This is a genomic window from Butyricimonas sp. RTP31003st1_G1_RTP31003_210430, from assembly GCF_040920905.1.
In the GTDB taxonomy this organism is placed as follows: domain Bacteria; phylum Bacteroidota; class Bacteroidia; order Bacteroidales; family Marinifilaceae; genus Butyricimonas; species Butyricimonas paravirosa.
In genome coordinates this window covers 1-26150 of record NZ_JBCOSQ010000005.1, presented here as the reverse complement: position 1 = coordinate 26150, position 26150 = coordinate 1, and the positions used below count along the sequence as shown (strand labels likewise).

At 43.3% G+C, this 26150-nt stretch carries 17 protein-coding genes and 1 pseudogene; 10 read left to right on the top strand and 8 right to left on the bottom strand.

The window, feature by feature from the left end; all coding sequences use genetic code 11:
- Positions 1-193 precede the first annotated feature (193 nt).
- The 4 genes and pseudogenes from AB5542_RS02555 to mnmE all read right to left on the bottom strand — a co-directional run.
- A pseudogene (locus AB5542_RS02555) lies at positions 194-541 on the bottom strand (DUF4357 domain-containing protein); the annotation flags it as partial.
- Positions 542-611: 70 nt separating this feature from the next.
- Entirely contained in the window at positions 612-4283 is a 3672-nt protein-coding gene (locus AB5542_RS02550; protein WP_279037301.1) for an N-6 DNA methylase, read from the bottom strand.
- A 525-nt stretch (positions 4284-4808) separates the two neighbouring features.
- Positions 4809-5585, bottom strand: coding sequence for an HNH endonuclease (locus tag AB5542_RS02545; protein ID WP_279037299.1), 777 nt, complete (start codon positions 5583-5585; stop codon positions 4809-4811).
- Between the two features lie 188 nt (positions 5586-5773).
- On the bottom strand, positions 5774-7168 hold the full coding sequence (mnmE, locus tag AB5542_RS02540) for a tRNA uridine-5-carboxymethylaminomethyl(34) synthesis GTPase MnmE (protein ID WP_279037297.1): 1395 nt from the start codon (positions 7166-7168) through the stop codon (positions 5774-5776).
- A gap of 265 nt (positions 7169-7433) precedes the next feature.
- Here mnmE and AB5542_RS02535 point away from each other — a divergent pair, with 265 nt between their 5' ends.
- Both AB5542_RS02535 and AB5542_RS02530 read left to right on the top strand, forming a co-directional pair.
- Positions 7434-11633, top strand: a complete 4200-nt coding sequence (locus AB5542_RS02535) for an acyl-CoA dehydratase activase-related protein (protein ID WP_279037295.1) — start codon at positions 7434-7436, stop codon at positions 11631-11633.
- A gap of 4 nt (positions 11634-11637) precedes the next feature.
- Positions 11638-12261 (top strand): TetR/AcrR family transcriptional regulator, encoded by a 624-nt coding sequence (locus tag AB5542_RS02530; protein ID WP_270542063.1) that lies wholly within the window; start codon positions 11638-11640, stop codon positions 12259-12261.
- Between the two features lie 60 nt (positions 12262-12321).
- On the opposite strand, the gene AB5542_RS02525 is transcribed toward AB5542_RS02530, so the two are convergent.
- Both AB5542_RS02525 and AB5542_RS02520 read right to left on the bottom strand, forming a co-directional pair.
- Entirely contained in the window at positions 12322-13275 is a 954-nt protein-coding gene (locus AB5542_RS02525; RefSeq protein ID WP_118302225.1) for a 3-oxoacyl-ACP synthase III family protein, read from the bottom strand.
- 18 nt (positions 13276-13293) lie between these two features.
- Entirely contained in the window at positions 13294-13878 is a 585-nt protein-coding gene (locus AB5542_RS02520) for a TetR/AcrR family transcriptional regulator (RefSeq protein WP_118302226.1), read from the bottom strand.
- Positions 13879-14066: 188 nt separating this feature from the next.
- On the opposite strand from AB5542_RS02520, the gene AB5542_RS02515 reads away from it, so the two are divergent.
- The 5 genes from AB5542_RS02515 (at position 14067) to AB5542_RS02495 (ending at position 18715) form a co-directional block, all read left to right on the top strand.
- Entirely contained in the window at positions 14067-14999 is a 933-nt protein-coding gene (locus tag AB5542_RS02515; protein WP_279037293.1) for a YitT family protein, read from the top strand.
- A 163-nt stretch (positions 15000-15162) separates the two neighbouring features.
- Positions 15163-16374, top strand: a complete 1212-nt coding sequence (locus AB5542_RS02510) for a hypothetical protein (RefSeq protein WP_279037291.1) — start codon at positions 15163-15165, stop codon at positions 16372-16374.
- A complete protein-coding gene (locus AB5542_RS02505) occupies positions 16367-16852 on the top strand; it encodes an RNA polymerase sigma factor (RefSeq protein WP_118302228.1) in 486 nt (161 codons plus the stop codon). The genes AB5542_RS02510 and AB5542_RS02505 overlap by 8 nt, the downstream gene beginning before the upstream one ends.
- A gap of 12 nt (positions 16853-16864) precedes the next feature.
- Positions 16865-17770 carry an anti-sigma factor family protein gene (locus AB5542_RS02500; protein ID WP_279037288.1) on the top strand — a complete coding sequence of 302 codons (906 nt, stop codon included), beginning with the start codon at positions 16865-16867 and terminating at the stop codon, positions 17768-17770.
- A 45-nt stretch (positions 17771-17815) separates the two neighbouring features.
- Positions 17816-18715 carry a hypothetical protein gene (locus AB5542_RS02495; protein ID WP_270542068.1) on the top strand — a complete coding sequence of 300 codons (900 nt, stop codon included), beginning with the start codon at positions 17816-17818 and terminating at the stop codon, positions 18713-18715.
- 114 nt (positions 18716-18829) lie between these two features.
- Here AB5542_RS02495 and hydF read toward each other — a convergent pair whose 3' ends face one another.
- Positions 18830-20029: a [FeFe] hydrogenase H-cluster maturation GTPase HydF gene (hydF, locus tag AB5542_RS02490; RefSeq protein WP_279037285.1), complete on the bottom strand. Its 1200-nt coding sequence runs from the start codon at positions 20027-20029 to the stop codon at positions 18830-18832.
- A 133-nt stretch (positions 20030-20162) separates the two neighbouring features.
- Positions 20163-21314: a sigma-54-dependent transcriptional regulator gene (locus AB5542_RS02485; RefSeq protein ID WP_087420329.1), complete on the bottom strand. Its 1152-nt coding sequence runs from the start codon at positions 21312-21314 to the stop codon at positions 20163-20165.
- Positions 21315-21497: 183 nt separating this feature from the next.
- On the opposite strand from AB5542_RS02485, the gene AB5542_RS02480 reads away from it, so the two are divergent.
- From AB5542_RS02480 to AB5542_RS02470, 3 genes are all read left to right on the top strand, one after another.
- Positions 21498-23687: a patatin-like phospholipase family protein gene (locus tag AB5542_RS02480; protein WP_279037283.1), complete on the top strand. Its 2190-nt coding sequence runs from the start codon at positions 21498-21500 to the stop codon at positions 23685-23687.
- A gap of 8 nt (positions 23688-23695) precedes the next feature.
- Complete coding sequence (locus tag AB5542_RS02475) at positions 23696-24685, top strand: FAD:protein FMN transferase (RefSeq protein WP_229128306.1); 990 nt, start codon at positions 23696-23698, stop codon at positions 24683-24685.
- A gap of 5 nt (positions 24686-24690) precedes the next feature.
- Positions 24691-26150, top strand: a 1460-nt coding sequence (locus AB5542_RS02470) for a hypothetical protein (protein WP_368242974.1), incomplete at its 3' end; no start/stop codon positions are given.

Sequence of the window (26150 nt, the reverse complement as noted above, 5' to 3'; positions counted from 1 at the left end):
GAGCCGTTGTATAAAACCGTAAGAGAAGCTATGAAGATACTTTCAAGAAACTACTTCTTTTTCGTTGATCTCTCGAAGATTATTCAGAGCTTCTCCATACGAGCATGGATGAACAACGTTTGATCTTCGAATGAACTCTGAATGAGGGGTATTATTTGGTACTTATCTGTACTTTATTTGGAATATATTTCCTTTTGATTAATAATTCTCTTTTCACTTTCCAGTTTAATGAAGGAACGGAGTCTTTTTTAATCATACTACCTTTTAATACTGTAAAGCCAGAAGCATTATAATATCCTTTAGCATTATATCCTCGACCTGTAGTATAGAAGAGGTGTAAATCTTGCTGTTCTTTAGTTTTAATTATTTCAAAAATATTACACCCAATAAAAGATGTTAAGAACTTAACATCCTCAAAAAATTCATCCATTGAGTCTCGTTGATATTCTGGTAGATTTGGAACTTTCGGTATTTGCTTATTTTCGTTTAACACAAACGTATTTGCTTTTTTAGCTTCGGTAATAGCTTTATGTTCTAAATATGTACGTATTGACTTCCTTTAGGATCCCCATCTATTAAATATGTAGTAACTGTTTTTCCCATAATTTATTTTATCGAAGGTATTTGTCTAATATCACTTTCTTTTGCTCAATGCATAGGTTCATCCTTGCTTTAGCTTCATTTATTATTGTTTCGTATTCTTCAACCTCTGTCATAGCCATATTTTGCACATCCAATGGTATATTAGGTATGGTTAAGCTCTTAATTCTATCAATAGAGGCTCTATTGCTACGATTAAATGCGGCTTGTTTGCCAGCCATCTCAAGCATAAACATCACAAAATGAGGGTTCATTTTCGTTTCATCTACTCGTAGTACTCCGCAATGATCTGTTGGGTAAAACGGTGTATTAGCAGGGATATAATTTACCATCCAATCGCCATCTATACCCCACAATATAGAACCTTTTGTAAAATCATCTATTAAAAGTTTATTAATCTTACCGAATGGTTCCTTAACATTGGCACTATACACTGGTATATCGTAGTTGTTATTCATCTCATTTGATAGAACTCTTTTGCCTATTAATATTGTAAATAATTGGTTATTGGAAAATTTTATTCTAGTCCAATTGGATGTGTTGGTAATTTGTAAAGCATCAAATACTTCTGCTATTTTGTGTTGATGACTCTCAATAGTTATTCGACTATTATTATACTCAGCATCAACTTTTTTACATTCTTCTATTACATATCTCTGTATGTCAGGAGGAACGTTAGGGATAGGTATTGTTTCAATATCTTTTGGATATACATGAGGTTGTGCTGCACCTTTTTGTAAGTAGAAAATCTGAGATTGAATACCTTTTAGGTAATTAAATATAAATTCTGTGGAGAAACCGTTAGTACCAATAATTGTAGTGCAGTCTGATGCAAATATTGGTTCATTCCAGTAATTGACAAATCCTGCATTTGCACCTGATGCACTTATAGTAATGACATTGGCATCTCTATTGGCTGTATCATGGTAGCAAGCGAAATCTATGCCTCCTGCCACAACTTTTATATTACCTTTTTTACATTGTGCAGAGGTAATGGACTGTCCTTTCTGAATTATAGCAACATCACGCAATTTGATTATAGCGTATTTACTAGTGATAGCAATTTGCTTTTCGACGGCTGTCTTTATTGCTTTGTCAAATTTTTCACGAGAAAAATCTAATAAATCAGAAGTATTTACATATTTAACATATTTACTGTTTAGCTCTGTTCCTTCCCAAGCTATATTATAAAAGGCATTTCGTATAGCTGCAGAGATTGTATTGTTAGACCATCTTTCTGGTGCGTATAGTAAACCTCCTGCGTTTGTAATTTTAATGCCTTCAGAGCCTTTTCTATTACTCCATTCATACCCCAAAAATGTTTTTTGTTCTGTATTATCATCTGGTGATGCGATAATAACTGTTTGTTTATCATACGTTAAAGCAAAATAGAATAATTTTTCTCGTTCCAGATTCTTAACGAAACCAACAAATCTATTAAAAATCTCATGTTGTTTCTCTTCGTCTGTTTGTTTTTGAAATGATTTTGCCTTCTTTCTACTTATAAGTTCTGTGGATGATTCAAATGCTGCGATATACATGCTTGCATATTTGGACTTCTCTCTATCTTTAAGGACTGAACCATCCAACAAAGAATAGTATTCTTCTTTGGAAAGACCTAGGCAAAGTAGATACGCTTCAAGAATTTTATCATCAAGCCAATTTTCGATATTGGCTCTGTTAAGTATAGCTTCAACACTATCTTCGACTAGATCTCCCGGTTTAGGAGGTTCGTTGTATTTTTCAAGAAATAATATTGCAGTATTTGTTCCTGTAGCCCCGAAAGTCTTACTACCGAACAATACAATAGAATGCAGGTGAAAATTCTTAAAGATAGTTTCTCTTGCTCCAACATAACTACCGCTACCATTCGTTAGTATTGATACGGGGAGAATTACAGCAGCTAATCCTTGAGGTTTGAGTAGCTGTGCTATTCGCTCTACAAATAATGTCTCAATATCACCACCATCATTTGAAATGCGGTCAAGTAATGTCAGAGTGTTGTTTTTCAATTTCAAATGCGATTTAAAGGCAGATACAGAATATGGAGGATTGGTAACAAGTATATCAAATGAACCATTAATAATTTTCTTTTCCGGTGAATTTTCTAAACCGTCCCCAAAAATGATGTTACTTTCTCCTGCTCCGTTCATGAACATCGAAATCTTAGCAACTCTTGCCAAGCGATAATCTTTTTCAATTCCATAGATATAGTCCCGAACCCAATCGTTATTATCACTTTTTATTACAGAGTTTACAGCTTCAACTGCTTCGGTAAGAAAGTGTCCTGCACCACAAGCATAGTCTATGATTTTTGGATGTCGTAACGAACCTCCATTATTTACGTATTCCCTTAATGGAAGTGAATCCCAGATGAATCGAGTAATTGGTATTGGAGTAAAGAATTGTCCTTCGTTTTGCTTGAATCCTTTATTCAATAATTGTTCGAAAAGATCGCCTAAAAATTGGTGTTTAGATAGATAGACGATACGATATCTCTCAAAAAGTTGTACGATCTCAACGAGAATTTTACCGTTCTGAAGAAATAGTTCTTCGTTGTGAACATCTTTGAACGAAAAGTCATTATTGGAATAAAATTTTAAAATTTTAATTTTTTCCTTTAAATCTTCGATAGCCTTTTTTCTTTGTGTCCCCGTGTAAGTTGTAAACAACCATTCCGGGTAATCAGCAGGGACATAGAATATTTTTTCACCCATAAAATCTTCCATACCCTCTTGATGTAACCGTTGTAATCTGTCTTGTAACGATTCGTATGTATCAGTGCCCTGCTTGTATTGGAATTCTACTTCGTCATTATCGCCTTTACGAATTTCATCAGCCAGTTTGCAGATGAACAATGCAACGAGACGATTAAATGCATTTTCTTTATCGCTGACATTATTGTGACGAAGAATTTCTTCGAATTTATTAACGATTTTATCATCTGGAGCAAAGTCCTTCAAATCCTTTTTGCGAAGAGGCTTTACGCCAATTTTATATGCTAAAGAATCATCTCCAAAGATGAGTTCTTGCCATAATTTCAACATATAGGTTTCTGTCCATACTTCAAATAATTCACTAACAGTATGGGCTTTAGAGTATAATTTTAAACTATCATCTTTCTTTGACAATAGCACTAAGTTAGCATCATCGAGACAGTTAATTATATCATTTTCACGTGTAATCTCCCTTCCTACAATGTCAGATGTATATAATGAAATCCATTTTGTACCTCTTTCTTGCTGCCAGTAACTAAATAATTGTCCTCCATCGGTTCGTAAAATTTTGAGAGCATCCTTATACTCTTTTCCATAAGTTTTACACTCGATTATCATCAACATTGAGTTATCTATATCGTAAACACAAATGTCAGCTTTCCCACTTTTGGTATCATGACCCAAATGCCATTTTTTTTCTAACTCTATATGTTCAGGACGATAACCTTTTTTCAATAGTTGATTTATGCATTCAAAAACAACAAAATTTTCTGGATGTGCAAAGTTGCTCGTTGTATCATCATTGATTTTTAAACCACGATCTTGGGGATATATAATTTTCTCACTAATAAAGTCGACTTCTATACTGCAATTAACATCAGTAAACTCTTTTTTAAAGCGATGAGGTGATACCTCGGTGTACTCAAGAATTGATAATAACTTTTTGAGATTGCCTTTTGTTATCATAGGTAATATGCTTAATTCTTTGCTATTAATTGAATCTTCAGGATTTACTTGAAAGATTTTGTTATTTTGAATCGTACTTCTAAACTTGGTTGTCGGTAGTTACAAACGTTGGAATTGACAATGTGAAAACTTTTACCTGGTTTATTAGCTAGCCAAGTTTGTTTGATCTCTTTTTTTTCAAGTACTTTTTTTATGCAATTCATGAGTTTATTCATTGTTGCTATTCTTAAATATTCTAATACAAAGATAGAAAATATTGTGCTATAAAAAGAGAAAAGGGAAGAGGAAACTCTTCTTGGTTCAAAATGTTAAATTATATTCCACAATTCTTCCATGGAAGAGTATGGTTGTGAAAACTTTAGAAGTTATAAATGTATTTTTACCTTAAAACTTATCCCATTATTGCTTTTTTAGATATTTACTTTTTCTGCTATCAGCAAGTATTAAAAAAATAATATTGGTACTTGGAATAACGAGCAACAAAAAACACGTGTATTAAGACTATTTTGGAACCTTGCATGGCTTTTATTTTTGGATGCCTATCAATTTTTGTAATTCATTAATTTGCAAAGGAGGGGTTACTTTATGTATCATAGCGTGGCAATTGGGACATATTGGTACAAGGTCAGTTTGGGGATTTATCTCGTATTCTTCTCCGATAGTAGATATCGGTGTAATATGATGCACGTGGATATAGTCTTGTCCTAACTTGCCATATGTGTCCCCAAAATTGAATCCACAGACCTTGCAAGAATATCCATTGGATTCGAGACATAAAAGACGTGCTTGAGGATTTCGCTCATATCGTTTTGATATAGTAGATCTAACCGCACCCTCTTTATAGGAATTTACATTAATCCTACCAGAGCCCCTTTTTAGGGTTTTCTCAAACCATAGTTCCTCAAGTTTTGATGCTACCGCATTTGGTATCTCCATCCCTGATGACTGTGGAGTCCAATTATAATTCAACAGCAGTGCTTGGAGCTCTTGAAGAGAAATAATAGGGTCTTCTGATAATTCATCAAATTCAATAATTACTCGATTTACCATTTGTCCATTATTACTCCAATGTTCCGATAGGAAGGGGGCAGTTGTAATGTACCCAGAACCGACAATTCCTTTGTTTTGTGTCTTGTTTCCAAGTCTTATCAAAAAAGCCCTGTCACCGACTGAGACCTGTTTATAGCTTCTAACACTCCATTTCTCAAGACGATTTCCTTTTTCTTTAATGTCTCTAATGGCATTAGATAAATTCTCCCAAGGCCAATTTTTCGGATTGTGTGCAAATAAAAAAGTCTTCATAGGCTCATTAATTTATTCTATTTTGTTGTTCTTGTTGCTCAAATACTTTCAAGCAATAAAATAGCAACAAAAATGGAATCATATATTATTGTTTAATATTGCTAATATGCTGATTAAAATCGTTTTATTGTGCATATTATTCTAGTTGGATGATCTGTTGTGTGTTGATTATAAGTGTTTTAAATAGATCACTTGCCGATACAAAAATTCTTAAATATATTTCCCAATACCTCATCCGTCGTGATTTGTCCCGTGATCTCACCAAGATAATGCAGGCATTCCCGAATGTCTTGTGATACAAACTCACCACTAAGATGGGAATCCAGTCCGGTGATGACTCGCTCGATAGCTAGGCGGGCATGGGAGAGAGCTTCGTAATGACGGGCGTTGCTGACGATAACATCCCCTGAATGAAGAGCATTTATGTTGATCGTGGAAACTAACTCGTCTACCAAGTGATTGATGTTATAGCCTGTCTTTGCAGCAATCGGGAGAATCTTTTCTCCGGAAGATAGAGACGTGATTTGTGACAAGATAGTATCGGCAGAATCTGTTTGGTCTGTCTTGTTGAGTAGAATTAACAAACGGGCATCAGGTCCTAGATGCTCTTTCACTTGGGTATAATAGGGAAGGAATTGTTCCGTGTCTTTGGTAGCATCGATTAAAAATAATACGACACGGGCTTGTTCGATTTTTGAAAAAGTACGTTCGATTCCCATATTTTCTACTCGGTCGTCAGTGTGGCGGATGCCTGCCGTGTCGATAAATCGGAAAGTGATTCCCTGAAGGTTAATCGTATCTTCGATCACGTCGCGGGTTGTGCCTTCTATATCAGAGACGATAGCACGATCCTCTTTTAGCAGAGCGTTGAGTAGGGTACTTTTCCCCACGTTAGTGTTACCGACGATAGCTACCGGAATCCCGTTTTTGATCACGTTGCCGAGAGAGAAGGAGGCGCATAGGCGAGAAATTAATGTATCAATGCCGACCGCAATGCCCCGTAGTTCCGATCGGTCTGCAAACTCCACGTCCTCTTCCGAAAAATCCAGTTCGAGTTCGAGTAGAGAGGTGATATGTAACAATTCCATTCGCAGTTTCATCAGTTCGTCCGAGAATCCGCCTCGCATCTGGCTTAATGCCATACTATGGGCTGCTGCGGAGGATGAGGCGATCAGATCTGCAACGGCTTCCGCTTGGGAAAGATCCATTTTGCCGTTTAAAAAAGCTCGTTGAGTAAATTCCCCGGGAGCGGCAAGCCGTGCCCCGGAAGAGATTAATAGCTGTAATATACGTTGCTGTATGTACACGGAACCGTGACAGGAAATTTCGATCGAGTCTTCCCCGGTAAAAGAATGGGGAGCATGAAATACGGAAATCAGAACCTCGTCGATCAGCTCTTTCCCGTCGTTGAGTTTCCCGAAGTGAATCGTATTTGGACGAACGTCTGTCAATTTTTTCCCAGAAGGGGAAACAAACACCCGATCACAAATTTCGATACATCCTTTTCCTGACAGGCGAATCACGGCGATAGCACCCATCCCGGGAGCAGTGGCAATAGCACATATTACAGTCTGATCATTCATGATAATTTCTTTCGTGCAAAGGTATATCTTTTTGTTGAAATTCGATAGGGTCTTTACGTGCTAGCGATATAGAAAGAAAAGAATAGTCATGCTGTACGAGTGATTAGATAAAATAATTGCGAAGTAGATGTGGTTGTACTTATCCTGCCTTTAAAATGGTTGTTAAAATAATATAATTCTAATTTTCACGTGATTACGCTATTGAAACTTGTTTTATATTTGTGTTTGACAATAGTGTAAAACGTATATGTAAAACGTGTAGACTATGATTAGAATGGGTATTGATATAGGTTCAACGACAGCCAAATTAGTGGCAGTTGATGAGTATGATAAGATTTTGTTCTCAATGTATGAGCGGCATCATGCCAAGGCAAAGGAAACAATAATTCATTTCTTGAGAGAGTTGTTTTCTTTGCTAGGTGATGCGGATATTTCCGTGAAGATCACAGGTTCAATTGGTATGGGGATTTCGGAAAAGTGTTCTTTGCCTTTCGTGCAGGAAGTTGTGTCAGCAACAAAGGCCATACAACAGGGGTATCCGCACGTGGGGTCCATGATTGATATTGGTGGAGAAGATGCAAAGGTTGTTTTTTTCAAGGATGCCGAGGCGATTGATTTGCGTATGAATGGTAATTGCGCCGGGGGAACAGGAGCGTTCATTGACCAAATGGCGGTGATTCTGGGGGTGAATGTAGAGGAGTTGAATCGGCTTGCCCTAAATGCTACCCGGGTGTACCCGATTGCCTCCCGCTGCGGAGTGTTCTGTAAAACGGATATTCAGAACTTGGTGGCACGGAATGTCAGCCGGGAAGATATTGCGGCCTCGATCTTTCATGCCGTGGCAGTGCAGACGGTGATTACGCTGGCTCATGGGTATGATATAGAAACGCCCGTGTTATTCTGTGGCGGTCCGTTGACGTTTATTCCAGCTTTGCGGAAGGCTTTTATTGAATATTTGTCTCTTGACGAGAGGGACGTGATTTTGCCGGATAACGGGACGTTACTCCCGGCGTTTGGTGCGGCATTATATCGAGAGGGCGATGATCACACGTGTAAATTGTCAGCACTGATTTCGAGAATTGATCGAGAGTTTGATTTTTCGGGAAATGCGAGGGGAAGTCTGGATCCGGTATTTACCAATGCGGAAGAGTACAGGATGTGGCAGGAGAGAATTTCTAGGAATCAGGTGCGGAAGTCATGCTTGACAGCGGGTGAGCATGAAGTATTCGTGGGTATAGACTCCGGTTCTACCACGACGAAGATCGTGGTGACGGATATTCATGCCAGACTACTGTATTCTTATTATAAAATAAACGGGGGAAACCCGATAAAAGCGGTGGAAGAGGGGTTGGACGGGTTGAGAGAGGAATGTGAGAAAAGGGGAGCTATTCTCCGGGTAAGGGGAAGTTGCTCCACGGGATACGGGGAGGACTTGATTCGATCGGCATTCCAGCTCCATGCTGGGATTATCGAGACGATCGCACATTATATGGCCGCTCGTTACTTGAATAAGGATGTATCTTTTATTCTTGACATCGGGGGACAGGATATGAAGGCTATCTTCGTCAATGACGGGGTGATTGACCGGATTGAGATCAACGAGGCTTGTTCTTCCGGGTGTGGTTCGTTTATCGAGACATTTGCCCACACGTTGGGATACACGGCTCACGATTTTTCTATGGCAGCCTGTCGTGCGTCCTCACCGAGTGATCTGGGGACACGATGTACCGTTTTCATGAACTCGAAAGTCAAACAGGTACTCCGGGAAGGAGCAACGGTGGATGATATTGCTGCAGGATTGGCTTATTCCGTCGTGAAGAATTGTTTGTATAAAGTACTGAAACTAAAGAATGTCTCGGTTCTAGGTAAAAATATCGTTGTGCAGGGTGGGACCATGCGAAATGATGCGGTGGTACGTACGTTGGAATTACTCACGGGTACGGAAGTTACCCGGTGTAATATTCCGGAACTGATGGGGGCTTTCGGGTGTGCCTTGTATGCGATGCAACATCCGGGAAAACCTATCTCTCTTGACGAGATGATTACCCAAGCTCGTTACACGTCAAGCGTGTTACATTGTAAAGGATGTGACAACACTTGTTCCGTGGTGTGCTATTGCTTTGGTAATGGAAAAAACTATTATTCCGGGAACAGGTGTGAGAAGGTCTTCACGAATGGCGAGAACAATAAAGTGAAGGGAGTAAATGTTTATCTCCGGAAAAACGAGTTGCTATTCCATCGTGATGTACGGGTTGACCATCCATTACTTACGATTGGTATACCACGCTGTTTGAATATGTACGAGGAATTCCCGTTCTGGCATACGTTATTTACATCGTGCGGTATACAGGTGTGTTTATCCGATCCCTCGAATTTTCAGCAGTATGAACGTCATGCTCGCATGGTTATGTCGGATAATATTTGTTTCCCGGCGAAACTGGTACATAGCCACGTGCAGGATTTAATTGATCGAAAGGTAGACCGGGTGTTTATGCCTTTCGTGGTTTTCGAGAAACAGGAAAAAGAGCAGAATAGTTACAATTGTCCTATCGTGACGGGGTACTCGGAGGTCGTGAAGAGTGTACAGGCAGAGGAAATACCGGTTGATGCTCCGGCAATTAATTTCAAAGATAAGGAACTACTGTTTAAACAGTGTCGTGAGTATTTGGAGCAGGTAGGGGTAGACATTCATTCCGTGAAGAAGGCTTTTGCGGTAGCCCTGAAGGAGCAGGAGACTTTCATGAACGAGTTGATCGGGTATAACGAGCAAGTCTTGCGTGATGCGGGGCAGGCGGGGGCCTTAACGATATTGCTAGCTGGTCGCCCGTATCATACCGATCCGTTGATTCAGCATAAGGTTTCCGATATGCTTTCAGACATGGGTATTCACGTGATCACGGATGATATAGTCCGCGATAAGGATATTCCCATTCATGACGTGCATTTCGTGGCGCAATGGGCATATCCCGATCGTATTCTGAAAGCGGCCCGGTGGTGTGCCGGGCAGGGTAGAAATATCCAGTTCGTGGAGATGACCTCGTTCGGTTGTGGACCTGATGCTTTTCTCGTGGACGAGGTTGGCGAGCTGTTAATGCGTCATGGTAAGTCACTCACCTTGTTGAAGCTTGATGATATTAATAACGTGGGATCGATGAAGTTGAGGGTACGTTCATTGGTTGAGAGTTTGAAACTTGCTAACGAGGACAAGAAACAAGAACAACAGACTAGGGAGTTTGCCACCGTTCCCGTTTATGACGAGACATATCGAGACCGAAAGATTTTGATTCCGTTCTTTACTCCGTTCCTGTCGCCATTGATTCCGGCGGTGATGCGTGTGGCGGGGTATGACGTGGAGAACTTGCCTCTCAGTAATACCGAGTCTTGTGAATGGGGGCTGAAATACGCCAATAACGAGGTCTGTTACCCGGCAACGTTGATCGTGGGGGATATTATCAAGGCCTTTAAGAGTGGGCAATATGATCCCTCCCGGACGGCCGTGGCGATCACCCAGACGGGAGGACAATGCCGGGCGAGCAATTATATATCTTTGATCAAAAAAGCGTTGGTTGATGCGGGTTACACGGATGTGCCTGTTATCTCGTTTTCCCTGGGTAGCTCGATCGAGAACGTGCAACCGGGATTCCGGATAAACTGGTTGAAGATGTTACCCATAGCTTTACGTGCTGTTCTTTATAGCGATTGTATCTCTAAGTTTTATCACGCATCTGTTGTACGGGAGAAAGAGAGTGGGGAGGCAGCCCGCTTGAGAGATATGTATCTGGAAAAGGCGGAAAAGTTAATCTTGGAAAATCGTTCAAAGGAATTGTTCCGTTGTCTTTCCATGGCCGCTGCAGACTTTGATCGAATCTGTAAAGATGAGACTCGTCCTAAGGTTGGTATTGTTGGCGAGATCTTTCTGAAGTTTAATCCTTTTTCTCACAAGAATATAACCGGGTGGTTAATAGAACGTGGGATAGAGGTGGTGCCGCCCATGATTACCGGTTTCTTCATGCAGAGTTTCGTGAACCGGAAAGTGAAGGTGGAGTCGTACATGGAAAAAAGGCAGTTACCCGAATTCGTGTATGATTTGGGTTATAAGACGGTGAAGAAACAAATAGACCGGGTAAACCGGATTGCCGGGCGTTTCCGCTATTTTATTCCTTTCGGGGATATTTTTGAAGAGGCGGAGGATGCCCGAAAGGTCGTTTCCCTGAATGCCCAGTTTGGCGAGGGGTGGCTGTTGCCTGCCGAGGTGATGTCTTATGCCCGACAGGGGGTGAAAAACGTGTTGGGACTACAACCTTTCGGTTGTATAGCCAACCATATAGTGGCTAAAGGTATTGAAAAACGTGTAAAAAGTTTCTTCCCGGATATTAATTTACTATCTTTAGATTTTGATAGTGGTGTTAGTGATGTGAATATAACTAATCGCGTTTTGTTATTTATAGATAATTTAAAGGGATAGTGTCATGACGGAATCTGTTAATAATGAGAATCTGGAAACAAAGATTATAGAGGTAGCTAAACAACAATTTATAGAAAACGGTTTTGCCGAGACCAGCATGAGTGATATTGCGGCGAAGGTGGGTATTAACCGTCCGGGGTTGCATTATTATTTTCGGACGAAGGAGCGGATGTTTCAGGCTGTTTTCGGGGAGATCGTGCTGTTTCTGCTCCCCAAAATACAGGATATTGTCTTGCAGAAGGATAAACCTGTTACGGAGCGTGTAGGGGGTGTCATTGATGCTTATTTTGAGGTATTTAGTGAAAACCCGCGTTTGCCATTGTTCGTGATGAGAGAATCGAACCGGGATGTTAATCATTTGATCAACACGCTTGCCGATTTACGATTGGAACGGAATTTTCTAGAGATAGCGCGAAGTTTGCAAGATGAGATGGATTCCGGGCGACTGAAGCCTGTACCTCTACGTTTTGTCTTTTTCACGTTTTATAGCTTGTTGATCATGCCTTTCGTGATGAAAGATCTTTGTGCATCTCTTTTTCTTGAAAAAGGGGAGTCTTTTGAAGAGATGTTTGCCCGTTGGAAACCTTATATCGTCATGCAGATGGATAATTTATTACGTGTGGATTGAAGATGAAGGAGTGGCAGAAATTTTTTGCCATTCCTTCATTATTTTTAATTCTGTATTTGCTTAAAGAAATTGTAATAGCGCTGCCCCGCAAGAGTATCCACCCCCGAACACGGAGAGTGCCACGAGGTCGCCATGGTCGACCCGGTCAAGGTTTTGCGATAAGGCGATGGCGCAACTGGGACATCCCGTGTTACCTACCTCTTCAATGTTCGACAGCATATGATCTTCCGGGAAATCGATCTGACGTGCGACGGTAGCCATGATTCGCTTGTTCGCTTGGTGTGATGCGATGAATTTCAAGTCTGTCAGTTTTATACCTTGGCTGTTGGTTACAGCATTTAAGCCTTCGATCATGTAATGGCAGGCATTGATAAACACGTCACGTCCTTCCGGCATTCCGATCCCCCCGTGATGTGGGCGTAAATATACGGCAGTGTCTGCTTTACCGATGTGGCCAAGTCCGCGGGTGAATATATTAAGTATGCGGGCGGCTTTTTCTCCTTCCGGCATAGTGGAGATGGCAATAGCCACAGACCCGTCACCCCATAGATGACCGCTTTGCGGACACGTCTCGTTGCTGTATTCCGTGTTATGCTCGGATGCCACGACGATTGCTTTCGTTGCCTTGTTCATGGCAAAATACCCTTCAACGATTTCCATGGCATTGATAAACGAGGAGCAGGCTGCCGAAACGGTGAGACAACGTGCAGCTCGTGCTTTGAAATGGCGTTGTATCATGTGTGCTGCCGTGGCTACCGTGTCGTGAGGCGAGTAAGTGGCTGCCACGATCAAGTCGACTTCCTCTATGGGGAAGGGTAGTTTTTCATTCAGGCGTTTAACAGCCTCCAGGGCCATGGTATTCGTGTTCTCGTTTTCGCCAGCCTTGCTCCGGGTGCTTATTCCGGTACGGGTGCGAATCCACTCGTCGTCCAGACCGTTTACGTCCTTGAAGTAGGAGTTTGGTACTCGGTCGTCCGGGAGATAATGGGCGAAGGCGTTGATATATAATTCCATATAATAGTGTGTGTTAGTTTATTTCTTAATTATACCGTGAAATAATATGTTAATATACTCGTTAATCACTTGTGGTCGTGGTTGATGTTCGTACTGGCGTATAAAACCGAATTCCAAGCTTTTAAAGACGGATTGCAGGGAATTTGCCAAGCGTCGGGGTTGTTTGATCGAGAAGATTCCCGCATCGGCCCCATCCCGAAGGATCGAATAGAGTAGCTCTATTTCCTGCCTGTCTATATTCTCCCGTAGTATTTCAATCTTACTGTTATTGTGTAAAAAAGTTTCCTTGATAGGTTGGCTGCCGCCCATGAGTTCCGCGATTAAATTGAATCGTTCCTTGATATATAACTTCAACCGTTTGTCGGCTGGCAAGGCCGTTCTGACTGCCTGTTCGAGTTTTTGTTCTATTAATTCTATTTTTTGATCTACAATGTGGTTAAAAATATCTTCCTTACTGTTAAAATGAGTGTATAGCGTACGCCGACTGACTTTAGCGGCACGGGCAATATCCTTCATTGTAGTTCGATAAAAACTTGTTTCAGTGAACAATTTTTGTGCCACGCTGATAATTTTTTCTTTTGTAATCAGTAAGGTTGTTCTCATTTTAATTTCACAATTTGGAAAAAGTGTGCAATTATAATTAATATTCTCGTACGAACAAAATCAATGCCACGGGTAATTCTGAAATGTTAAATAACGAATTAAAACATTTTCCCCCGAAAATATGACTTTTGTCATGTTTCGTGAGATGGGGGAGGTGTATATTCGCGGCCGAATTTAAATCAGATGAAATGGTGAATATACTTTTAAAAGAGAAACCGTTTACCCGTGAGTGGTTCCGGACGTATGCGTTACTCGTCGGGGGGGCTTTTGTGTTGGCTCTGGGGTATAGTTGTTTTATGGCGCCTTACAAGATTGTCCCGGGGGGAATTTATGGTATCACGATTGTGCTTCAACACAAGTGGGGGTTCCCGATCGGTATGGCCGCCCTGTGTTTCAACCTACCGTTGAGTTTGCTGGGCCTACGGGTACTGGGTTCCGGTTTTGGGGTGAAAACGTTTATTTGTTTCATCCTTGTCGCTGTTTTCTCTGATAGCCTGCCCGCAATTCTGTTGACACTGATGGGTGAGCCGATTCCAACGGATCCTTTGGTGGCGCTCGATCCTTTCAAGCTGGGTGATGAGGTGTTATTGGCGTGTATTTTTGGTGGTGTTGTCATGGGGGTCGGTGTGGGAATGATCATGAAAACTCGTGCATCAAGCGGAGGAACCGACGTATTGTCGAACATCCTCCACAAGTGGACTCACCGCCCGTTGGGACAGTTGCAGATGATGGTCGATTCATGTATCGTGATCTTCGGTTTCCTTATGTTTCAGGACTGGAAGGTGCCGATGTATTCATGGCTTTCCATTTTCCTCATGGGTAAAACGATTGATATGATCCTGCAAGGATTCAACGCCGAGAAGAGTTTCTTTATTATCTCCGACAAGATCGAGGAGATTCGTGCGTATATATTGAATGACCTGCATCGTGGTGGTTCCATCGTGCCGATACAGGGGATGTATAACCGTTCGGAGAAGGAGATGATCATGACTATGGTCAACCGTCGGCAGATGGCAACCCTGCAACAGGCCATCTACAAGATTGATCCGAATGCCTTCGTGACAATATTCGACGCTAACCAGATTCTAGGGAAAGGATTCAAGCGGTTGGATGCAGAATGAATCAAGAATATTATTTCGTAATATAATTTATTTTAAATCCGGCTTAACATGGGGTAATCTCTTTTGTTGAGCCGGATTTTAATTTAAATTGTTTTCTATTCTTCATTTGTTTTGTAACTTTTCGCCTGATTCATTCGTCCCATTAATAAACAAAAATAGTGGTATGTTAAAAACATGGATAACTGGGTGCTTAATCTGTTGTGCCTGCGTGACTAACGGGTCTGCGCAGAATAGTCGGGCAATTCGGATTTACGGGGAAGTAACCACGGTGATGAATCGTAAAATTTGCGGGTACATCACGTGGGGGAAAAACCTTTACTGGACAGACATTTTTACCGCAGGAAAAATAGGGAACCCGTACATGCGGTATCGGGATATTATGGGTGATAATGTTCGTTTCAGTGATGGGCGGAGAGATACCCCGCCGGAGCATGAATTCTCGTGTCGTTTCGGGAATATTCGATCGATTCGGGTGATCGGTGACAGGCGGATTGAATTAGGAGTGAAAGGGGGAAATGTCACTGAACTCGAACGGGGGCGGTCGCTTGCCATCGGTAACTGGATTGCCGTGGAACTGCGGGATGGAAAGACGGAAAGCGTGGTATGGGACCATATCAGCGAAATCGTTTTCTCTGCCGCACCTGACACGATCCCCGAGCCGAAAGATCGTCCCATTGCGGGTATCGTGGAGACACCTTACGGGATGTACAAGGGGCTTGTCCAATGGGATCTGGACGAGAATTCACTGGATGCGTTACTCGACGGGCGGACGGAATCCAGCGGAGTTTCCGTGGCATTCAAGAATATAGCGAGTATCAAGTCGCTGGGAAACTCTTCCTTGGTAACCCTTCACAGCGGCAGGGAACTTTACATGTGGGGAGAAAACGACGTGAACGCCACGAACCGGGGAATAGCCATCAATCTGCCGTCTGTCGGGCAGGTGATCGTGGGGTGGCATGACTTCAAGCTGTTTCGTTCCATTCCTCTCGATCAATTGAATCTTCCTGTTTATGATGATTTTGCGGCTCCCGAACGTTTGTCCGGGAGGGTGGAAACACGGGACGGACGATCGCTGGAAGGGGTGCTGGTGTATGATCTCGATGAGGCCATGGATTTCGAATTACTGGACGGGCAGAACGGGAATATATCTTACCGTGTACCTTTCAAGTATGTGCAGGAGATAGAACCTAAAAACTATAAATACACGTGGGTCAAGTTGTCGGGGGGAACCGAGCTGGTGTTGGGGACGATGTGTGACGTGACAGCGGCGAATGACGGGGTATTGGCCTTCCGGGCGGGGGGAGAAGTTGTTTACGTGCGTTGGCGTGACGTGAAACGTGTCGAGTTATGGACCAAGGTAAAACAGAATGACTAGAACCGAGTATAACCGGGCCGTGGACCATTTCTCCGATGGTGTGTATCGTTTTATCCTTAAAATGTGCAAGTCGAAAGAGATGGCGGAGGATGTTGTGCAAGATAGTTTCATGAAACTTTGGGAGGAAGTGGGGCATATCGCTTACGATAAGGCAAAGTCTTTTCTTTTCAGCACGGCGTATCACAGGATGATTGACGTCTTACGGCGGGAAACGAAGTTTGGGGATATTGAGACCGTGGCAGACCGGGCCGGGGAGGTGCGGGAGGAATACACGGGGTTACAAGAAATATTGAATATGGCCTTAGAAAAATTGCCCCCGGTGCAGAAAACGGTGATTCTCCTGCGGGACTACGAGGCGTATTCTTACGGGGAGATTGCTGGGATCACGGGGTTGAACGAATCGCAGGTGAAAGTGTACATCTTTCGGGCGAGAGCATTTATGAAAGCCTACATCCGCAGGCCGGATGTGGTTGTTTAAGCGGGAGGAGATATGATAACGAGAGAGAATTACGAGATTTATTTCATGGAGTACATGGATGGGAACTTGTCGGCGAGAGAACAGGCAGAGGTGGAGGCATTCTTGCTGGTTCACCCCGACTTGCGGGAGTTACTTGACGGGATGGACGAGGTGCGGCTGGAAGTTCCTGCGGAAGTTTTCGGTAAAAAAGAAGAGATAAAACGAACGGTATGGGAAAGGGAAATTGAATATTATGCTATTGCTGCCGCCGAGGGTGTTATCACGGATGAAGAACAGGCGTGGGTGGACGGGAATGTCAATAAAGATGTGTTTGAACGGGAAGTTGAAACGTGTGCCAAGATTAAAGTAAAGCCTGACCCGACATGTCGATTCGAGGGGAAAGCAGGGGTGTATCGTAAGTCCGGGGCGGTACTTTTCGTCAAACGCTACGCGGCTATCGCTGCGGTAGTGGCCTTGGGGATCGTGGTGGCTATTTATTCCACGAAAAAAGAAGAATTTTCCATGGAGGATTTACCCGTGACTGTGGTTAAGACGGAGACAATCTTGTTACCGGGGGTACCGGAGCCGGAGGCAATCGTGGAACCGGAGATTGAAAGGGTGCAGTTTATGAAACGGGAGGCAGAGGCGGAAGAGACAATCGTGGTCGTGGAACGGGTGATTCCGCCGAATGCTATCGAATTGAAAAAGCAACTGAAGGTTCCCGTGGAGATCATGGCCCCGCAACCGAACGAGATACTGACTTCCCCGTACGAGGGACTTCAATTCCGGGTATCGGTGAAAGAACAACGAAAACCCGTGTTTCAATTGATAACCCCATCAGGAAAGTCAGATAACATCGTGAATAACTTGATTGATGTGGGAAAGAACGTGCTGGAACGTCTCCGGGCTAAAGAGAAAAAAGATATAGAGAGCTTGTAACTAATCGAGAAACTTAAACGTCATGTAAGAAATAAAAATAAGGTTATGAGAATAATAGCAGCTTTTATCATTTTGATGGTGTGTGGACTGTCTGCCGCAGGGCAACGGGATAGCGTGATTGTCAACGACGGCTGGCGGAAGGACACCGTTCGCGTGAAAGGGCAGGTCATTGACACCCTCGGCAAGGGAACAGAAATGATTATCTGGGACAACACGGTGCGGGAAAGCGAGGAAGAAAGGAGAAACAACATGGTCAAACTTCCTCTGGCTTTCAGAGTATTTCCCGATAGGGAATCTCGTCCTAACAAGTTTCGCGGACATTGGAACGGGTTCTACTTCGGGTTCGTGAATTTCGGGAAAACCAATTATTCCAAGTATGGCGGTGATGACTTCATGGAGCTGGACTGGGCTAGCTCGTTCACGATGCACTTCAACTTTGCCAAGTTTAGCTTTGGGTTGAGTCCCCGGCAGCGTTTCGGTATATTCACGGGATTTGGCCTTGACTACTCCCGCCTGTGTTTTGACGGTGATATAACTGTCCGCCGTAAGAAAGGTGAGATGCTTCACGCTGTGGCATTATCCGACTTGGGGATCGAGGAGGTGAAACGGAGTACTTTTAAAGCTCTTTATTTAACGATACCTTTGATGTTGGAAAAACAAATCCCAGCTCCACATTGGAAAAGGTTTTATGTCTCCACTGGGTTCATCGGGGGAATTCGCCTGCACTCTAAGACAAAAGTCGTTTACACGAGTGAAAAGGGAAATAAACGTAAATTGAAAGAGAACGGGAGTTATGGGATGGTTCCTTTTAAAGTTGATTACACGCTCCGGGTTGGCTACCGTGGCGTGTGTATCTGGGGAAACTACTCGTTGACCAATATGTTTAACAAGAACCGGGCACCGGAGTTGCGACCTTTTGCGGTAGGGTTCGGGATAACGATTTAATAATTTAGATTTTAGATTAGGTCGCACGAGGAAACCTCTTTAACTACCTCCTTTAACTCCTCTTCACTTGTGTAAGGGGAGCCAAAGGGGGTAGCTCAATTTTAAATTTAAAATCTAAAATTTAAAATCAGTAAGTTCTTTCGTTGCCCTTTCGAATATTCCATGTAGGTAAGCAATCGTCATTCCATAATTACTAACAGGTATTCCTGCGTCGATGGCAGGTTGGAGCCTGTTTTTCAATTGTTTCCCGGTGATCATGCAACCACCGCACTGGATAACCATGGCATAGTCGGTGATGGGGCGAGTGATCGCATCTAGACCGACGATGAAATCGAACTGGAAGTTTTTCCCAGTGTGTTCCTGTAACCAACGGGGAATTTTGTGACGGCCGATGTCCTCACAGGAAACGTGATGTGAGCAGGACTCCAGCATCAATATGCGATCTCCTTCTTTCAGTTCTTCGATCCGGGGTGTCCCGGCGAGATAAGCCTTGAAGTTTCCCTTGTGGCGGGCAAGAACGATGCTAAAACTCGTGAGGGGAATCTCCGGGGAGATGATGGCAGCCACTTTTTTGAATACTTGACTATCGGCTATCGCAAGACGGGGGCGGATACCCGTTTTTTCCAGAAAGGAAGTGACTTCTTCCGGTTGCAAGACGATGGAGACGCAACGGTTGTCGAGAATATCCCGGATCATTTGTACTTGCGGCAGGATGAGTCGCCCGGCGGGGGCTTCGGAATCAATCGGGGTGATCAGCAACACGATGTCCCCGGGGGTAAGTAAATCACCGATCAAAGATTTCGGGGCGTTGTCTTTTTTCCATACACTTTTCAGTGCATCTAGGATCGGGGTCGTGTTATCTTCTCGGGTGGAGAAGTCGATTACGGGACAGTTGTAGGTAGCCGTTAATTTTTCCTTTAAATTGGGAGTTAAGGCGACTTCGTCCCGTTTGTTGTGGATTACTAGAAACGGGGTTTCCAGTTTCTTTAACTGTTCGGCAAGTTGTTGTTCGTGTTCTTCAAAACGGTTATCCGTGATCACGAGTAGGGCCATATCAGCTTGAGATATAGCATTCCGGGTTTTTTCCACCCGCATTTCACCCAAAGTTCCCGTGTCGTCGATACCTGCCGTATCGATAAAGATAACGGATGCAAAGTCCGGGATTTCATAACTTCTTTTCACGAGGTCGGTAGTGGTTCCGGCCACATCCGAAACGATAGCAATATTCTGACCTGTCAGGGCATTTATCAGCGAGCTTTTCCCGCTGTTTCTCCGGCCCAATAATATAATATGTAGTTTATTATCTTTTCCCATAAAACGAGCTAATTTTAAATTTTAGATTCCTGCCGGAATTCGCCTTCGGCGAGTTACAGGTTAGCAAGTTACAAGTTACAGGTTTTTCAACTTTTAGTTTTTATCTTTTATCTTTTATCTTTTATCTTTCCCATTATCTGTACATCCTCACGTCTTCCCGGGTAATGGTGTTGCCACAAAGAATGACCAATCGTTCCACGACGTTACGTAGTTCACGGATATTACCCGTCCATTCGCACTCCTTCAGTGCGGCGATGGCATCGGGGGAAAGCGTTTTGGGGGCGATGCCCATTTCCGTGCATACTTCTGTCAAGAAGTGATTGGCCAAAGCATCAATGTCTTCCAGACGCTGGCACAAAGGAGGTACGTCAATAATAATTACGCTTAACCGGTGATAGAGGTCTTCTCGGAAATTCCCCTTCTTGATTTCCTCTTTCAAATTCTTGTTCGTGGCGGCAATGACCCGCACGTCTACATTAATATCGGCATCCCCGCCGACACGGGTAATCTTTTGTTCCTGCAGAGCTCTCAGCACTTTGGCTTGGGCGTTGAGGCTCATGTCGCCGATCTCGTCGAGGAAGAGCGTTCCCCCGTTGGCGAGTTCGAATTTCCCTTTCTTTTGCTTGATGGCCGAGGTGAAAGAACCTTTCTCATGCCCGAATAACTCGCTCTCGATGAGCTCCGAGGGGATGGCGGCACAGTTTACCTCGACAAAGGCATTGTCCTTGCGGTGGCTTAGCTCGTGCAACTGGTGGGCAACGAGTTCTTTCCCGGAACCGTTAGGGCCGGTGACCAGTATCCGGGCATCGGAAACGGCCACCTTGTCGATCATGGCTCGTATATGGTTTAAGGCCTCGGAATTCCCGATCATGTCGTATTTCTTGCTGACCTTGTTTTTCAGGGTCTTTGTCTCGTGAATTAATAAATGTTTGTCCGTGGCGTTCTTTATCGTGATCAGTATACGATTCAAATCCAACGGTTTTTCGATGAAATCATAAGCCCCTTTCCGGATGGCCTCTATGGCTGTGTCTATGGTTCCGTGACCGGAAATCATGATTACCGGGGTGTCCGCGGAGAACTCTTTGATGCGTTCCAGTACTTCGATACCTTCCATTTTCGGCATCTTTATATCGCAGAATACAATGTCGGGTTTTTCAGATTTCACGGAAACGAGGCCTTCCATTCCGTTTTCAGCCAGCACGACTTCGTGTCCCTCGTATTGTAGAATATCCTTCATCGAATTACGGATACTTCTCTCATCATCAATCACTAATATTTTCGTCATACTACATTTTTTAGTCTCACCGCAAATTTAGCCAAATAATTTGGAAAAAGAAATGTCAGATGTTGTGCGAACTTGGAAAGTTGAGTTGCTAATGTTCCGAGAAATTTGTATTTTTGGGGAGTTTAGAGCGAGAAGAATGGTATCTTTTTTGATCTAACCTCTTAAATTTAAATTCTGAAATGTATGAAACGAATTTTGGTGTTTCTTCTTGTTTTATTTATTATATTGGATGTTCAAGGTCAACGGAAAAAGGTCGGGTTGGTGCTGAGTGGTGGAGGTGCGAAAGGCGTGGCACATATCGGAGTGTTGAAAGTGTTGGAGGAAGCAGGTATCCCGATTGATTATATTGCAGGGACGAGTATGGGGTCTCTCGTCGGGGCGTTGTACGCGATTGGGTACGATGCGCACACGATGGATAGTTTGGTGAGGAAACAGAACTGGATGTTTCTGTTAAGTGATAAAGTATATCGTTATAATCTCCCTTTCTCGGAAAAGGAGGAAACGGAGAAGTATCTGGTTTCCGTGCCGATAAAGAATAACCGGGAGATCAAGATTCCATCGGGATTCATCAGCGGGCAGAATATTTACAACCTGTTTTCGGATCTGACAATCGGTTACCATGATTCGTTGGATTTTAAGAAATTGCCGATCCCTTTTGCTTGCGTGGCGAGTAATTTGGTGGATGGTAAGGAGGTTGTTCAGGACTGCGGCGTGTTACCGCTGGCCATGCGTGCGAGTATGGCTATTCCGGGTGCTTTCGCTCCCGTGCGGAAAAATGGTATGGTACTGGTGGACGGGGGTATTTCGAATAATTTCCCGGTAGATATAGCTAAAGCGATGGGAGCCGATATAATTATCGGGGTAGACGTGCAGGCGGAACTGAAAGATGCATCCGGGTTGGAATCCGTGATGGGGATTCTTGACCAGATGACCTCTTTTTTAGGTATCCAGAAGTACGAGGAAAATAAAAAGATGGTAAACATCTATATAAAGCCGGATGTTACACCTTATTCGGCCGCCAGTTTTTCGTCAAGCGCTATTGACACGCTGATCATGCGGGGTGAGGACGTGGCCCGGAGTCAATGGGATGAATTGATGCAATTGAAAAAAGAGCTAGGACTCACAGAAAGTTTTCAACCGAAAAAAGTATCTGAAGATATAATTATTGAGAATGACACGATCATGGTGGAACACGTGCATCTGTCAGGAATTGATGAACGGGATGAGAAGTGGCTACGGAAAAAGATACGGATAAAGGATTATAGCCGGATCACGTTGAGCGATCTGCACGAGGCAATTGCCGAGTTGTACGGGATCGGGGCATTTTCGAGCGTGAGTTACAAGCTTAGTGGTGGCCCGGTGTACGATTTGGAATTGATACTAAAACAAAAGCCGATGAGTTCTTTGAATCTGGGTTTCCGGTTTGATTCAGAGGAAATGGCGGCTATTTTATTGAATACCACGCTTACTCACAAGGATTTGAGAGGTTCGCGGCTTTCCCTGACCGGACGTTTAAGCATGAATCCTTACGTGAAGTTGAACTATTCGTTAGGCAATACTTTCCTGCGGCGTTTTGAATTGGAGTACATGTTCAAGTACAATAACCTGGATATTTATACCAAGGGAAAGAAAACGGATAACGTGGATTACGGAGTTCATCGGGTAAACCTGGGAGGTTCTGATATTTATTTCCGTAACTTTAAATTGCAACTGGGGATTCGTTATGAGTATTATAATTACGAGTCGTTCCTCTTCTCGGACAAAGATCATAATATTTCGGTGAAACCGGAAGGGTTCTTTAGTTATTACGGGCTGGCGCACCTGGAAACCTTTGATAAACGTTATTACCCGACACGAGGAATGTCGTTGAAAGTGGATTATTCTTTGTACACGGATAATTTGATCACCTATAATGACGGGGCTCCGTTCTCTGCTATCGGGCTGGATTTCGAGTCCGTGCTGTCCATCACCCGGCGGGTGAAGTTTATCCCGTCTATTTACGGGCGAGTGCTGGTGGGGCATGATGTTCCCTATCCCTATTTGAATTGCATGGGAGGGGATGTTGCCGGGAGGTATGTCGATCAACAATTGCCTTTCTTGGGAATTCAGCATCTGGAGATATTCGATAATTCGGTTGTGGTGGCAAAAGTCAAGGTGAGGTATAATATCGGTCGTAATCATTATATTTCTCTAGCCGGGAATTACGCGAAACAGGAGGCTAATTTCTTTGATATATTCGGAGGTGATGATATTTGGGGCGGGGGTGTCGGATATTCTTACGATAGTATCGTGGGACCAATTGATTTCATGTTCAGTCTCTCGGATTGGTCAAAGAAACTGGGCTTTTATTTTAACTTGGGATATTATTTTTAGAAACGAGTATGAAAAAGTTGGGGATTATTATTTGCGGGTTGGTGTTGGTGATGGGGTGTCAGCGTAATGTGTACCGGTTCTCGGAAGGTAGCGTGTACGGTACAGTTTATCACGTGTCCTACCAAAGTGAAATAGATTACGCGGTGGAGATCCGGCAGGAGATGGAGCGTGTAAATCGGTCCTTGTCAATGTTTAACAAGAATTCGGTGATTGCCCGGTGGAACCGGGGTGAGAGTGAACAGGTAGATTCGCTTTTCGCTGTGATGTACGAGAAGGCTAGAGAGGTGAACGAGGTGACGGGTGGTGCCTTTGACGTGACAGTGGCCCCGTTGGTGAACGCTTGGGGATTCGGTTTTAAAAACGAGAAGTTGCCTTCGGACGAGAAGATCGATTCTCTGTTGCAATACGTGGGAATGGATAAGGTGCAGTTGGGAGGGGAGCGGTTGGTGAAACTGGTTGAGGGGGTACAGATGGATGCCAGTTCCATTGCCAAAGGGTTAGGAGTGGATCTCGTGGCCGAGTTTTTTGACCGGAAAGGAGTACAAAATTACATGATAGAGATTGGTGGTGAAATCCGCGTGAAAGGGGAAAGTAATAAACAGCGCCCTTGGCATATCGGTGTAGACAAGCCGATTGACGATGCGACGGCAGCAAACAGGGAGTTGCAGCTTGTGTTGGCTTTGCGGGAAGGGGCGCTGGCGACTTCCGGGAATTATCGTCGTTTTTACGTGGTGGATGGAAAAAAATATTCTCACACAATAAACCCTAGGACCGGTTATCCTGTCCAACAAGATATACTAGGTGCTTCCGTGTACGCTCCGACTTGTATGGAGGCTGATGCTTACGCAACAGCGTTTATGGTGTTAGGAACTGAAGAATCTAAAAAAATAGTGTTAGATAATCCTCATATCGAGGCTTGTTTTATTTATCAAAATAAACAGGGAGAACGTGAGGTTTGGATGTCTGACCGATTGAAAACGTTAGTGTTAGAAGAGTAATTTTATTGGAAAAGAAGCATGTGATTATTCGTTGTATGATATGGATGCTGGCATGGGTATTACTCGTGGAAAGTCAAGCAAATGCAAGACCTTTATCATTCGACGTGCGTGGGAATAACGAGTATGAATTTATAAAGCTACCTGATACACTGAAACAAAATGACGTGGTTTTCTTACCGGATAGTTTAATTCGGGATACTCTCCAGTATGAGTTTTCCAGGATCAAGGAGGTCGCTTATCGGCGGAAATGGACGAAAGAGTTGTACAAGATGATCTTCGTGAATCCCCGAAAAATCAATATTGATATTGTTCAAACGGAAAATAGCGAGGATCGTTACAAGCCCTATCGGGGAAAGACGATCCGTGATATTCACGTGAAGGTTTTACCTCCTTTCGGAACGAGTGTTAACGACACGACGCCCTTGCAGGACAGTTTACAATGGCTTTTAAGCGTGGCAAATTCCGTTCACCAGAAATCGGCCGAACGGGTGATAAAAAAACAGTTGACCGTGAGGCCGGGGATGACAGTCGACCCTTTCGAGTTGGTACAGAATGAACAGTTACTGAAAGCAATGTCGAACGTGGACGATGCGCTGATTGGCATACAAGAGGTACAGAGTGACACGAATCAAGTTGATCTGATGATTATTTGCAAGGATGAATTTTCATGGACGGGGGAGGTGTGGAGTAACTTTTTGAATGCGGTTGACTTGGGACTGGAAACAAAAAACTTGTTTAAACTGGGGCATAGTTTACATTATCAGGCTAGTTTTCGGGGGAGTAAAGATAAAAAATGGGGAAACTTGATCGAGTATAAGGCCAGTAATCTTCTAGGGTCTCACATGGACTTCTACGGGATGTACGAGAATTCCTATAACCAGGATATTTTACGGGTGGAACTGGATAAAGAATTCTTGACGTACAAGACGAAATGGGCCGGAGGAGCCGCGTACAGTCGGGTATATTCCTCGAAAACATTGGTTGACCGGGACATCAACAAGCCCGTGGAATTGTTTAATTACCGGTTGTGGGACTTCTGGGGAGGAACTTCTTTTTATTTGCCGGAGAAGTATAGTTATAACCGAATATTTTACCTGACGGGACGTTACACGGGTACTAGTTTTGTCGATCGTCCGGAAGTGTCGAGTGATTCCAATCATTTCTATTACGACCGTGACCGGATCATGGGAGCTTTGACGTTTACCAAAATCAAGTATTTCAAGGCGAACTTGATCTATGATTTCGGGCGAACAGAGGATATTCCCTCGGGATTATCGGGGACGTTGCTTTTCGGGTATGAGAAGAGTGATTTCACGGAGTACGGGTACTTGGGAACAGAATGGCATTATTCCTGGTTTAATAAATACACGGAGAGGTACTATGCTTGGTATGCGGCTTTTGGCACTTTTCTAAATGGTTACACGGCCGAGAGTGGCGTGTTTAAGGTCGGTAGTCAGTATATCAG